At 42.4% G+C, this 11,945-nt stretch carries 8 protein-coding genes; 2 read left to right on the top strand and 6 right to left on the bottom strand.

Features of this window, described 5'->3' with window-relative positions:
• Window positions 1-62: 62 nt before the first annotated feature.
• Window positions 63-2,003 (bottom strand): alpha/beta hydrolase family protein, encoded by a 1,941-nt coding sequence (locus tag CLV38_RS02720; protein ID WP_106191176.1) that lies wholly within the window; start codon window positions 2,001-2,003, stop codon window positions 63-65.
• A gap of 174 nt (window positions 2,004-2,177) precedes the next feature.
• Between CLV38_RS02720 and CLV38_RS02715 the strand changes: the two genes are divergently transcribed.
• Complete coding sequence (locus CLV38_RS02715; protein ID WP_211295400.1) at window positions 2,178-3,167, top strand: L-lactate dehydrogenase; 990 nt, start codon at window positions 2,178-2,180, stop codon at window positions 3,165-3,167.
• A gap of 102 nt (window positions 3,168-3,269) precedes the next feature.
• Here CLV38_RS02715 and CLV38_RS02710 read toward each other — a convergent pair whose 3' ends face one another.
• From CLV38_RS02710 to glmU, 3 genes are all read right to left on the bottom strand, one after another.
• Window positions 3,270-3,713: a NusG domain II-containing protein gene (locus tag CLV38_RS02710; protein ID WP_106191173.1), complete on the bottom strand. Its 444-nt coding sequence runs from the start codon at window positions 3,711-3,713 to the stop codon at window positions 3,270-3,272.
• A 112-nt stretch (window positions 3,714-3,825) separates the two neighbouring features.
• A complete protein-coding gene (locus CLV38_RS02705; RefSeq protein ID WP_106191232.1) occupies window positions 3,826-4,803 on the bottom strand; it encodes a ribose-phosphate diphosphokinase in 978 nt (325 codons plus the stop codon).
• Window positions 4,804-4,911: 108 nt separating this feature from the next.
• On the bottom strand, window positions 4,912-6,285 hold the full coding sequence (gene glmU / locus CLV38_RS02700) for a bifunctional UDP-N-acetylglucosamine diphosphorylase/glucosamine-1-phosphate N-acetyltransferase GlmU (RefSeq protein WP_106191170.1): 1,374 nt from the start codon (window positions 6,283-6,285) through the stop codon (window positions 4,912-4,914).
• 244 nt (window positions 6,286-6,529) lie between these two features.
• Between glmU and CLV38_RS02695 the strand changes: the two genes are divergently transcribed.
• Window positions 6,530-7,153, top strand: a complete 624-nt coding sequence (locus tag CLV38_RS02695; RefSeq protein WP_106191168.1) for a general stress protein — start codon at window positions 6,530-6,532, stop codon at window positions 7,151-7,153.
• Window positions 7,154-7,267: 114 nt separating this feature from the next.
• On the opposite strand, the gene purR is transcribed toward CLV38_RS02695, so the two are convergent.
• Complete coding sequence (purR, locus tag CLV38_RS02690) at window positions 7,268-8,089, bottom strand: pur operon repressor (RefSeq protein WP_106191166.1); 822 nt, start codon at window positions 8,087-8,089, stop codon at window positions 7,268-7,270.
• A gap of 212 nt (window positions 8,090-8,301) precedes the next feature.
• On the bottom strand, window positions 8,302-11,733 hold the full coding sequence (locus tag CLV38_RS02685) for a pyruvate carboxylase (RefSeq protein WP_106191164.1): 3,432 nt from the start codon (window positions 11,731-11,733) through the stop codon (window positions 8,302-8,304).
• Window positions 11,734-11,945: the final 212 nt, after the last annotated feature.

Here is an 11,945-nt window from a genome sequence, read left to right as displayed (position 1 = left end):
TTAGTATCGACATAGAAAAAGAAGACTTTCATATTGAAAGCCTTCTTTTGTTAATCTTAACGTTAATTTAACCAGTTCGCTATTTCTTTCAGACGGTCGATTCTTAGATTTGGCAACCCTTCACGCGATAGTCCGTGACTGGATTTAGGATAAAGAACCATTTTGGTCTCGACTCCCTGTTTTTTCATAGCTGTATACATTTGCTCGCCTTGTTCTTGCGGACACCTTAAGTCCTCCTGACCGTGTATAACCAAAAGAGGTGTTTTAATATTGTCTGTATACGCTAGAGGAGACATTTTCCACAGATCATCCATTTGAGAAACGTCTTTTTGTAGTTGAAATTCCACAAAGAACGCACCGACATCGCTGGTACCGTAAAAACTGACCCAGTTTGAGATACAGCGCTGTGTGACTGCCGCCTTGAAGCGGTCTGTGTGTCCGATGATCCAGTTGGTCATAAAGCCGCCATAGCTGCCACCGGCCACATATACACTGGACTGATCGATCTCCGGATGCTGTTCAAGTACATAGTCTGTACCAAGCATCAAGTCTTCGTAATCTTTATTTCCATAATCTCCGATAATAGAGGCGACAAATTCCTGTCCGTAACCGTTCCCTCCTCTTGGATTCAACAGAATCACACCATATCCTTTAGACGCCAGCTGCTGCATTTCATGGAAGAAAGTCTCACCATAACAGACTTGTGGTCCGCCGTGGATATATAGTACTGCAGGGTGTTTCGCCTTCTGATCAACGGGCGCGATATACCATCCCTGGATATCCCAGTCATCAGCTCCTTTATACCAGAACCGCTCAACGGGTGCGATATGATGGGATTTTTCAAAGGTAGCGTTCGGGTTATACAGTGCTTCCAGTTCACCGCTATCCACATTTACTGTAGCCAGCTTACTTGGTGTCGTCAAATCAGAATAGGTTACTGCAAACGTAGAGGTGTCGATCACATCTCCATCAGTAATGTGCAGCTCCTTGTCGAAAATGACTGTGTTGTTCCCCTTAATATCTCCTTTATAAATCATCACTTTCCCATGTTCAGTTACCGGGTAGACAAATGATTCATTATCGAGCCATTTCACAGGGAACCCTTTTGTTTTCTGCTGGAAATCTCCAATCACCAGATCACCAGCGTATTTATCCTCAACTGATAATTTTTCAAACGTTCGATTTTCTCTGTCCCATCCATACACACTGTCTAAAGTGACAAAAGCATGTTTAAAATCATTTCCAGTGAACAAGAAAAAGGTCTCTTTTTCGTTGACAGCCTCAAAAGAAAAACTGCCTTTCGGTATATCTTTAGTGACTAGATGTGCTGTTTTTGATCTTAAATCATATTCATAAACACTCGCTCCATAAGTCCACTCATCGTCCGGGTTCAGTTTGTCGACATATAGTATATAGCTTTCATCCTTTGAGACATACTGAAGTCTGAAGGCACGATCTTTTTCCAGAACCAGGGCATTGTCCTTAGTAGAGACGCTCACTTTTTTCACTTGATATAATCGGTCACTTTCAGTGATGCCTTGTCCATCCATTTTGTACTGCAGTTTAGTGATGGTGATTGGTTTGACTTTGTCTTTATCTTTTTTATCTTCATCAGATTCCGCTTTGACCGTTGTCTGATAATAGAGAGATCCGCTGTTACTGGTCCAGTCAAATGAACTGACGCCCTGCTTTTCTTCAGTCAATGCAAAAGCTGTCCCTCCTGACAGTGGCATGAGTTGAATCTGCGGTTTGTCGTTTTTACCTTTGGCCAGAAAACTCATCCATTTTCCGTTCGGTGCCAATTTTATCTGAGACGGATTCAACTCTTCACTGATCCACATCACTTTTTCTTTTGATTTGATATTAATACTCCATAGGGATGTTTTGTAATCATTGTCTTTTTTATCGGTTCTGGTTTCCAAGTAAAATACTTTCTCGCCTGAAACGATAGGCTGAGACACATTCTTCAATTCAAATAAACTTTCACTGGTAATATTCTGCATTCATGTAAACTCCCTTATTATAATATATAGTTAAGACCTTATCAGCACTCTTTCATCATTTTCTCATTTATGGAACTTTCAGTCAATATACAAAAACCCCAGAGTGTTTAGTAGCCTTCTCTGTAGATTTAAAAGCTATATGTGGTATACTTAACATGTAAAAAAGGGAAAGGGATGATTATGATGACAGAAAGAAAACAGCAGAAAATTATTCTCATTGGGGACGGAGCAGTTGGGTCAAGTTATGCCTATGCTTTGATCAACCAGAATATTGGTCAGGAACTTGGAATCATAGACGTCAATGTTGAAAAAGCCGAAGGAGATGTCATGGACTTAACCAGTGCCTTAGCTTTTACGGCACCTAAAAAAATATATGTAGCAGATTACGCGGATTGTCATGATGCTGATTTAGTTGTTTACACTGCGGGAGCTTCGCAGAAACCTGGAGAAACAAGACTGGATCTAACTGAAAAAAATCTGCGTATTACTAAAGATGTAGTAGAAAAAGTAATGGCGAGTGGCTTCGACGGGATTTTTCTGGTGGCTACTAACCCGGTGGATATTTTGACTTATGCAGTATACAAGCTCTCCGGTCTCCCTTCAAATCAGGTCATAGGAACTGGTACTTCCCTTGACAGTGCTCGCTTCCGTCAGGCAGTCGCTAATTTACTGGATGTGGATGTGCGAAATGTTCACGGGTATATCATCGGAGAACACGGGGATACTGAATTCCCTGTCTGGTCACATGCTAATGTAGCAGGTCTTCAGATCAATGAGTGGCTAAACAATAACCCTGATACTGATGAACAGGCTTTAGTAGAGATCTTTTTCTCAGTCAGAGATGCGGCATATGAAATCATCAAACGCAAAGGTGCAACTTTTTATGGAATCGGTGTGTCTTTAGCACGTATTACACGTGCTATTCTCAGCAATGAACATGCTGTGCTGCCACTATCCGTCTACCTTGAAGGGGAATACGGTGAGAGCGATATTTATATCGGGTCTCCCGCAATCGTCAACCGTAAAGGTATCGAAAAAATTGTAGAAATCCCGTTGAATGATTCTGAAAAAGAGAAAATGAAATACTCTACTGATACGATCCGTAATCACTTGAAGGAAGTTCTGGAGAAAAATCCTGATATTGGCTTCACCATATCAGACTGATCCTGAACTGATTTTTAGATAAAAAAAGCAGTCAGGTTTGATGCAGCCAAGTGTAGTCCAAAAGACTATACCTGATGCTGCTGTCAAACCTGTACTGCTTTTTTACATGGGAATAATAATGTCGTCTTCTTCGTATATTTCCTGTCCATCCAGATTTTCAGCATGAATCTCGATGATCAGCTGATGGGGCAGAACAACGGCTGTTTCTCCCGGGTGACTGATCCAGCCTCTTCTGACTCCAAGCTGATCTGGACTATTATCTTCTTTATTTCGGATGCGTGTCCCGTCAACTTCGATGATATTATACTGTCCTTCTGACGGCTCCAGCCTGAACTCCTCGTGAGGTGTCTCCTCACTCAATTCAACACTGTACACTTCTTCGCCAGAAATCTTGACTGTCGCGATGATGCGGGCATCTTCATCAATATTACTTAATTGGATACCGTACACAATATGAGGAATAAACGAAGCAATGAGCAGACAGATGATAATGACCACATCCAAAGGCTTCATGTTCCTCAAATGATACCTGACTTTCTGAATCAACTGTCTCTCACTCCTTTCTTTAAGAAAGACGCCGATCGATCTGACGTGCCAAAAAGATTGCTCTCTTTAACCTGCACACTGATCAGACGAATGGCGTCTTTTCCTCAATTCCTTATTGTCCTTTAAACTGTTCCTCGAAAAGCGGTGAGACCGAACGATTTTCATGAATGCGTTTGATGGCATGTCCCATCAACTCACCCACACTGACCTGTACGATTTTGTCGATTTTTTTATCTTCAGGCAATACGATCGAATCAGTGACAACCATTTTCTTGATTGGTGATTTTTCCAGACGTTCCATTGCCGGACCTGAAAAGACGGGATGAGTTCCACATGCGTAAACATCTTTTGCCCCTTTTTCAATCACAGCATTGGCAGCCAGGGTGATTGTTCCTGCAGTGTCGATGAGATCATCGATCAGAACAGCCGTTTTGCCTTCAACATTTCCTACGATATTCATAACTTCTGCTACGTTTGCTTTCGGACGACGTTTGTCAATGATGGCGATAGGCGATTTAAGAAATTCCGCCAGTTTTCTGGCACGCGTTACTCCACCATGGTCTGGAGAGACTACTACTGTGTTTTCTCCTCCAAGATTGTTGTCTAAAAACCAGTTAGCCAATAGTGAAGCCCCCAACAAGTGATCGACTGGAATATCAAAGAACCCCTGAATCTGTGACGCATGCAAATCCAATGTCAGCATACGGTCAGCTCCTGCCTGAGTAATCATGTTAGCCACTAACTTGGCAGTGATTGGCTCTCTCGATCTTGCTTTACGGTCTTGTCTGGCATAACCATAGTAAGGCATGACGATATTTATCGTCTTCGCACTTGCACGACGCAAAGCATCGATCATAATCAGTACTTCCATCAAGTGGTCATTAGTTGGAGCTGAAGTGGATTGAACAACATAAACGTGATCTCCACGAATACTTTCTTCAATATTGATACGAATTTCACCATCACTAAATTTATTGACTGATACTTTTCCTAATTCTACCCCTACATCCTTGGCGATTTTCTCTGCCAGCGGCTTGTTAGAACTCAAAGCAAATATCTTCAGTTTTGGATCAGAATAATGTTCGGACATGTCGGCCTCCATTTGTTTTCTCTCTTTTTTTTCCTACTCTTAGTTTATGCTTTAGAACCAAATAAATCAACTGTACTTGCGTGTGTAAGCCCTATTTTAAAGAGATTTCTAATTTTTGTGAGGCATTTCCTTATAATAGCCTTCTTTGGTGACTTGCCTTGCACGTGCAATCGCAAGTGATTCTGGCGGGACATTATCCGTAATCGTTGATCCAGCTGCTATATAACTATCGTTTTCGACTGTAACGGGTGCAATAAGATTCGTATTACAGCCTATAAATGAGTTGTCTCCTACTTCAATATGATGTTTATTTTTGCCATCGTAATTAACAAACACCGTTCCACAGCCCAAATTGATGTTTTCTCCTAGAGTTGCATCACCGACATACGTCAGATGGCCCACTTTAGTGTGTTTACCAATCGTCGCTTTTTTGATTTCCACAAAGTTCCCGATATGCACTTTTTCCTTGATAACGGCATCCGGTCTCAGATGACTATTCGGACCGATATTACTTTGTTTCTCCATAACAGATGATTCGATCAGTGAACTTCTGACCACCACTTCATTGCCGATCGTGCTGTCCACTATAATAGAATGTGCGCCGATATGACAGTCTTCACCAATCACCGTCGCTCCTTTAATGTAGACCCCAGGTTCAATTGTCGTATCCTGCCCAATGACCGCATCACTTTCAATATAGGTTTGTTCAGGGTCAACAAACGTCACTCCGTTGCGCATATGCGTTTCATTGATGCGTTTTTTCATCAGTTTATTGGCAAGGGCAAGCGCGATACGGTCATTGACACCCAGTGCCTCTTCTTTGTTGGCTAACTGATAAGCTGAAATAAGCTCATTGTCATTTTTTAAGATTTCCATAACATCCGGCAGATAATACTCTCCCTGAGAATTATTGTTGTCCACTTTTTCGATGGCTGCAAACAGGGCTTTATTATCAAAACAATACGTTCCTGTATTGATTTCCTGTACAGCCTGTTCCTGCTCTGAGGCATCTTTCTGTTCGACGATTTTAGAAACAGAGCCATCTTCGGAACGAATAACGCGTCCATAACCGAAAGGATCATCTGCATGAGCAGTTAATACCGTTGCTTTAGCGCCGACCGATTCGTGGTGCGCCATCAGACTTTCAAGGGTTTCTCTAGTCAGTAATGGCGTATCGCCACAAATGACCAGAGTCGTTCCTTCTTCATTTTTAAGGATCGGGCCAGCCTGCTCTACTGCATGAGCGGTTCCCAGCTGTTCTTCCTGAAGAACATACTCACTTTTATCTCCTAAATAATCCTGCACAGTTTCAGCACCGACACCTGTTACAGTCACAACTTTATCCATATTAGCTGCCAGAGCCTGGTCGACCACGTGGCCTACCATTGGTTTCCCCATTACCGGGTGCATTACTTTATATAATTTAGATTTCATTCGTGTTCCCTGACCTGCTGCCAACACTACTGCGAATCGTTTAGTCATTAGTTTCTCCTTGTCTTTTCTTAATAGTCTTATACCAATTCTTTATGACAATATATCTTCTTGTGCGTAACGCACGCAAACCTCCTTTCATAATACGTTATGACCAGGTGGTTTTCAAGGTTGATAAGGTGTTTTGTTTGTCCTATTTATTACAGTTTCCTATAATTAAACTAGTTAAGGATACGCAGTATCGTATAAATATGAGATAGACCACTTAAAGTCTATCCTTAAGGAGGAACTATTTATGGAAAAAGATTTTACCGTTATTGGCAGTTACCCAACTGAGGAAGAAGCTGAACACGTCATACGCAGACTGCTCAAGGAAGGGACAGCAAAACAGGATATTACCATTTTTACTAATAAAGATAAGAGTGATCGTTTGAATAATACGGAGAATGTTGATGTATCAAATGCTGATGTCAACGATGACAAGGATCATGATGATGACAAGAGTTTCTGGGAATCAATCAAAGATGCTTTTTCAGTCAGAGATGACGAATATTATGAAGATCCAAATTATGTAGTGGAAGATGACAGTCTTCATATGTACAGGGATGACTTGAAAAAAGGACATGTCGTGGTCACTATTCAAAAAAACGGCGGACAGGATTCGGGTAAAGAGCGTGAGGCAACGTCCTCTACACAGACACATGCAGGCGATCCAGACCTGGAGACATTAGGGACAACTGCCGGTTTCCCAAATGAGGGGAGTGTTCAGGGTATGGGTGATGGCGGACAACCGCCAATGGAACCTAAAACAAATGATGGAACACCTCCTGAACTGGAAGATACGCATGGTGAAGCGGACGTTGATGCTTCTACTGATGAGCGACTTCGCCAGACTCGAAAAAAAGATCTCGATTCATAATACCTTACGGTTAGACTAAAAAAACATTCCTTTGATGACTGCCATCAAGAGGAATGTTTTTTTGCTGGAACTGATCAGTCTATAAGAAATAATCAACTGCACGGACTATTCAGCCTAATCGAGCGAAAAGTTCCCTGGTGTCACTTCAATCGTTCGGTCTTTAGTATTGACTTTGTCCACTTTGATAAGCGATGTGTAATCCGTAACGGATCGTTCACCATTAAAAATGTTTTCAGCAATCACAGTTGCACCTACTACTTCTGAATTGAACTCTTCGATGAGACTGATCATTCCGTTGACCGTTCCACCGCCTTTAAGAAAATCGTCCACAATCAGGACTTTTGACCCCATATCCAGACTTCTTCTGGACAGTTCCATTTTCTCAACACGATCTGAAGAGGATCCGGATACATAGTTGATGCTGACGGTTGATCCTTCTGTTACTTTAGAATCACGTCTGACGATTACAAACGGCACGTTTAAGTAAAGGGCAACTGACTGCGCAATCGGTACTCCTTTAGTGGCCACTGTCATGACACTATCCACTCGTTTATCCATATACTGGGAAGCAATGACTCGCCCAATACGTCTCAGCCATTTTGGATCACCCAGCATATCTGATAAGTATACATAGCCTCCAGGGAGCAGCCGCTTGGAGTGGTTTAGTTCTTCACATAAATCAGTGATAAACTGGTCTACATCTTCAGGTGTCATTTTAGGAACGTATCTGACACCACCTGCAGCGCCGGGAAGTGTTTCCAGGAACCCTATCCCTCTTTTGGCAAATGTTTCTTTTACGATCGTCAAGTCCTCACTGATACTCGATTTAGCTGACTCGTAGCGTTTAGAAAATAATGTTAATGGAATCAGCGTATGCGGATGTTCGATCAAGTAATGGGTTATATCGATCAGTCGTTCACTGCGTTTAATTTTCATTTCCTTCACCTCATTATGTAACGTACATTACATTCATTTACAGTTCCATTTTACCTTTTTTATTCGTGAATTCCTAGCTTATTTTCAATTAGATTCATTTAATGTTCGGAATTTTTCATTTCCCAGTTTCAAGCAGTTCATTTTACCCTCTCATTTCTTACAAAAGAAAAAGAAGAAAGATCATTTGACTGACCTTCCTCCCCTTGTATTTCTTATTTGGATTCAATTTCTACCAGCAGGTCATTCGCCTGAATCTGATCTCCTTCTTTAACGAAGAGTCTTTCTACTCTACCTGCAATCGATGAACGGATTGTTGTTTCCATTTTCATTGCTTCTGTGATAACGATCGGTGCACCTTTTTCGACTTTATCGCCACGATTGACCAGAACTTGTAGCACAGATCCGGGCATCGTTGCGCCAATGTGCCCTTTGTTTGATGGTTCAGCTCGCTTGCGTACCGCTTTGGTAGCTGTAATACTTTTATCTAGTATTTCAACCTGTCGGCCCTGACCGTTTAATTCAAAGTACAGAATACGGTTTCCTTCCAGATCCGGATCTCCGATCTGAATCAGTTTAATAATCAGTGTTTTCCCTTTTTCAAGACGAACTTCGATTTGTTCTCCCATACGCACGCCGTAGAAGAAGGTCGGTGTATCAAACTTATTGACCTCTCCGTACATGTTATAGAAGAAGGTATAGTCAAGATAGACTTGAGGGTACATGATGTAGCTGATAACCTCTTCCATGTTCGGCTCTCTGTCCAGATGTTCAGCGAGTTCAGCTTTGATTACTGAAAAATCAAGCGGCTTTTTGTATTCTCCCGGTCTCTTAGCCAGCGGCTCTTCTCCTTTCAAAACGAGCTGCTGCAGTCGTTCAGGGAATCCGCCTTCTGGTATGCCAAGTTCTCCTTTAAAGAAGCTGACAACCGACTTAGGAAAATCAATACCGTCTCCTTTTTCAAATATCTCTTCTTCAGTCAGTTCATTCTGAATCATGAATAAGGCCATATCTCCCACTACTTTGGATGACGGTGTCACTTTAACGATATCCCCGAACATTTTGTTGACAAGCGTGTATGCCTCTTTAATGTCGTCCCATCGGTCTTCAAGGCCTACCCCTTTAGCCTGCTGCTTCAAATTGGTGTATTGTCCACCAGGCATCTGGTGAGAATACACTTCTGTAGAGGCTGCGGGCATTCCTTCTTCAAAGTCTGCATAAAATTTACGGGTGTCTTCCCAATATCTGCTCAGGTTTTCAACGTTCTTAATGTTGAATTTAGGCGCGTGAGAAGTTCCTTCAAGCGCATAATACAAACTGCTGATGCTCGGCTGACTGGTTTTTCCACTTAAGGCACTCTGAGCGACGTCGACAACATCGACACCCGCACGAATAGCCGCACCATAGGTGTAAACACCATTTCCGCTTGTGTCATGCATATGCAGATGAATCGGAACAGATACCGTATTTTTCAGTTCTCCGATCAAACGGTAAGCCGCGTGCGGTTTAAGCAGGCCGGCCATATCCTTGATCGCAATGATATGAGCCCCTAACGATTCCAGTTCTCTGGCCATTCGCTTGTAGTAGTCCATTGTGTATTTTGTCTGAGACGGGTCATTCAGATCTCCTGTATAACAGATTGCCGCCTCAGCAATTTTATTCTGATCCCTTACATACTGAATGCTTTTTTCCATTTGCGGGACCCAGTTCAGACTGTCAAAGATACGGAAGACGTCGATACCGTTCTCTGCAGCTAAACGAATAAATTCTTCCAGTACGTTGTCCGGCAGATTCTCATAGCCGACACCGTTCGACCCTCTAAAGAGCATCTGGAACAGCGTATTCGGCATTTTTTTACGCAGTTTTCTCAGACGTTCCCATGGGTCTTCAGTCAGGAAGCGGTAAGATACGTCAAATGTTGCGCCTCCCCACATTTCCACTGAGAAGAGTTCTGGGATCGCTTTTTCAGTTTCTTCTGCAATCGTCAGCATGTCTTTGGTGCGCATACGTGTAGCAAGCAGACTCTGATGCGCATCTCTGAAGGTTGTATCTGTCATTAAGACAGAATTCTGTTCTTTCAGCCATTGAGAGACTGCTTCCGGCCCCTCTTTGTCTAAAATGTGTTTCGGATAGACAATATCTTTTGATGGAAGAATCAGGTTTTCTGGCATTCTCGGTTCTTTGAATGCCCTTTTTTCAACTTTCCCTATTCCAGGGAAGCCATTGACTGTTACATTTCCAATATACTGAAGTGATTTGTTCCCTCGATCACGCAGTTTAGAGTATTCGAACAATTCCGGTGTTTCATCAATAAAGCGGGTAGTGGCTTTTCCTGAAGAAAACTCAGGGTGTTTCAGCACATTGATCAGGAACGGAATATTCGTTTTAACTCCACGGATCCTGAATTCGATCAGTGAACGCGTCATTTTCTGAACGGCTTTTTCATAATCCAGAGCCTGTACCGACAGCTTTACTAAAAGCGAATCGAAAAACGGGGTTACAACGGATCCCTGGAATCCGTTTCCGGCATCCAGACGAATACCAAAGCCGCCCGGAGAACGGTAAGTATTGATTTTTCCAGTATCCGGAAGAAAATTATTGACGGGGTCTTCAGTAGTGATCCGGCACTGAATGGCTGCTCCGTTTAATTTAATGTCTTTCTGCTGAGGCAGTCCCACTTCGTCGAATAAGTTAAGACCTTGAGCGATAAGAATCTGACTCTGTACAATATCGATGCCGGTCACCATTTCTGTGACTGTGTGCTCGACTTGAACTCGCGGATTGACTTCTATAAAGAAGAACTCATCATTTTCCAGCAGAAACTCGACCGTCCCGGCATTGACATAGTCCACATGTTTCATCAGTTTAACTGCAGTATGACATAATTCTTCTCTGACTTTAGGATCCAGATCAACGCAAGGGGCAACCTCCACTACTTTCTGATGACGTCTCTGAACAGAGCAGTCCCGTTCGAATAAATGCACGATGTTGCCTTGAGTGTCTCCAAGTATCTGGACTTCAATATGCTTGGGATTGGATATATAGCGTTCAACATAAATTTCATCACGCCCGAAAGCTGATTGGGCTTCACTTTTAGCCCGGTCATATCCTTCCAGTGCTTCTGATTCATCGTGAGCTACTCGCATCCCTCGACCACCGCCGCCTAATGCAGCTTTCATAATGATCGGATATCCGTACTCTTTACCGAAAGCTTTCACTTCCTCCACTGAATCAACGGGTCCGTCAGTTCCGGGAATCGTTGGAATGCCAGCTTCTTTAGCCACTTCTTTAGCTTTCAGCTTGTCTCCGAATACATCCAGATGTCTGGTTTCCGGTCCGATAAATGTGATGCCTTCTTCCACACATCGTTGTGCAAAAATTAAATTTTCAGATAAAAATCCGTAACCCGGATGAATAGCATCTGCACCCGAATCTTTTGCGATGTCAATGATACTCTCAATATCAAGATAAGCATCGATCGGTTTTTTTCCTTTGCCCACTAAGTACGCTTCATCTGCTTTGAACCGATGAACACTTGCTTCATCTTCCTGAGCATAGATTCCCACCGTGCTGATGTTCAGCTCATGCAGCGCTCTGAAGATACGGATAGCTATTTCTCCTCTATTAGCAACTAATACTTTTTCCATTCAGTTTCACCTCTACCTTATCTATTTCATTGCACTATCATTTTCTTTTAACCTTATTCTCTATTTTAACAGAGATTCACCATAAGAAAAAATTTTTTTTCAATCTGTCTGGGAATAGCCGATCATACTGTTCATCCAGAATGCAAAAAAAAAAAAGAATGCCCTCAGCGACATTCCCTCTTTTGTAGCATTTGACTTCATAACAGTGTTTC

Source organism: Alkalibacterium olivapovliticus, assembly GCF_003003275.1.
Classification (GTDB): domain Bacteria; phylum Bacillota; class Bacilli; order Lactobacillales; family Carnobacteriaceae_A; genus Alkalibacterium; species Alkalibacterium olivapovliticum.
This window is presented reverse-complemented; position numbering and strand designations above follow the sequence as displayed.